A 479-nucleotide genomic window follows, 5' to 3' on the forward strand; every position below is an offset into this window, starting at 1 on the left:
TGACGCAGCGCGTCGACATCGGCCAAGGTCAGGGCCCGACCGCCCTCCCCGGCCTGCTTGATACGGCGCATCGCGGTCTTCAGGCCCGGCATGAAATCAGGATCGTACTTCGCGTTCGTCGCCGCTTCCGTAATCACGTTGTGCATCTGTCGCACCGCGTCGCGGGACAGGACGAGACCGGCGTCATCCGCCTGCTTGTAGAGCGTCTGAGCTTGCCGCTTCAGGTCCAGGGCGCCGGGCGTGGCCTCGCTGCGCAATCCCCGATACCGAGCACCGCCCCGGCTTGCCGGGCCTGCCATGATGCCCCCAAGGACGCCACCGCCGCCGCTGATCGCCGCATTCGTGGCAATGCCGCCCGCGTCCAGTTCCCCGGTCTCCGCAAGTTGCCTCGAAGCCGTGTCCAGCCCGCCCTCGACAGCGCCGGACAGCCCGCCGAAGAACAGCCGGGCAAGCAGCCCCTGCCCCGCAGCGGCGCCAAA

General features: G+C 69.3%; 1 protein-coding gene. It reads right to left on the minus strand.

Annotation, left to right across the window (positions count from 1 at the left end; genetic code table 11):
• A partial coding sequence (locus MUB46_RS24165) for a hypothetical protein (RefSeq protein WP_261618534.1) occupies positions 1 to 479 on the minus strand: 479 nt, incomplete at both ends.

Origin of the sequence: Microbaculum marinisediminis (assembly GCF_025397915.1) — a bacterium.
GTDB lineage: Bacteria > Pseudomonadota > Alphaproteobacteria > Rhizobiales > Tepidamorphaceae > Microbaculum > Microbaculum marinisediminis.